This is a genomic window from Neobacillus sp. Soil_C_43 (genome assembly GCF_057656715.1).
In genome coordinates this window covers 1-344 of the sequence record NZ_JBDGJV010000053.1, presented here as the reverse complement: position 1 = coordinate 344, position 344 = coordinate 1, and the positions used below count along the sequence as shown (strand labels likewise).

The following is a 344-nucleotide window of genomic DNA, read 5'->3' as shown; positions in this document are numbered from 1 at the left end:
CCGCAGTAGCTCAGTGGTAGAGCTATCGGCTGTTAACCGATCGGTCGTAGGTTCGAGTCCTACCTGCGGAGCCATTTCTTTTGGAGAGCTGTCCGAGTGGCCGAAGGAGCACGATTGGAAATCGTGTAGGCGGGTAACCCTGTCTCAAGGGTTCAAATCCCTTGCTCTCCGCCATTAAATTTTAAGATATGGCCCCTTGGTCAAGCGGTTAAGACACCGCCCTTTCACGGCGGTAACACGGGTTCGAATCCCGTAGGGGTCACCAATTATGGAGGATTAGCTCAGCTGGGAGAGCATCTGCCTTACAAGCAGAGGGTCGGCGGTTCGATCCCGTCATCCTCCAC

At 54.7% G+C, this 344-nt stretch carries 3 tRNA genes; all 3 read left to right on the top strand.

The features are described from left to right. Positions 1–82: 82 nt before the first annotated feature. The 3 genes from AC3A54_RS25560 (at position 83) to AC3A54_RS25550 (ending at position 343) form a co-directional block, all read left to right on the top strand. Positions 83–174 (top strand) — tRNA-Ser (locus tag AC3A54_RS25560). A gap of 16 nt (positions 175–190) precedes the next feature. Then, positions 191–265, top strand: a tRNA-Glu gene (locus AC3A54_RS25555). A 5-nt stretch (positions 266–270) separates the two neighbouring features. Further along, positions 271–343: transfer RNA gene (locus AC3A54_RS25550), tRNA-Val, on the top strand. Position 344 lies beyond the last annotated feature (1 nt).